Below are 276 nucleotides of genomic sequence, written 5' to 3'. Positions count from 1 at the left end.
CGCACGCTGTTTGCGCCTGGGGTCCCCCAGGTTCATGCTCTTGAATTCCGTGACTGTCCAGCTCATTGTGTGCTTTCGCTATGAAATAGGTAGCATAGCTCATGTGGGGGGCTTGTGTATAACGAGATGCGGTCGTAGCTGATCTGCGCCTGCGGCAACGCCAACCCCACTCCCTTGGCGTAGGCCGCGCTCATGTCCATGCACACATGCTTGACCTGCTCGCTGTCGCCACCCACGTCGGGGCCCGTTCAGATCGTCAACAAAATCGAGCACCGT

At 58.3% G+C, this 276-nt stretch carries 1 pseudogene; it reads right to left on the bottom strand.

Annotated elements, in window-relative coordinates:
• Window positions 1–128: 128 nt before the first annotated feature.
• Window positions 129–233 (bottom strand): annotated as a pseudogene (locus tag VTU_RS31880) (transposase); the annotation flags it as partial.
• Window positions 234–276 lie beyond the last annotated feature (43 nt).

Origin of the sequence: Verminephrobacter aporrectodeae subsp. tuberculatae At4, from assembly GCF_000193225.1 — a bacterium.
Lineage (GTDB): Bacteria > Pseudomonadota > Gammaproteobacteria > Burkholderiales > Burkholderiaceae_C > Acidovorax > Acidovorax aporrectodeae.
This window is presented reverse-complemented; position numbering and strand designations above follow the sequence as displayed.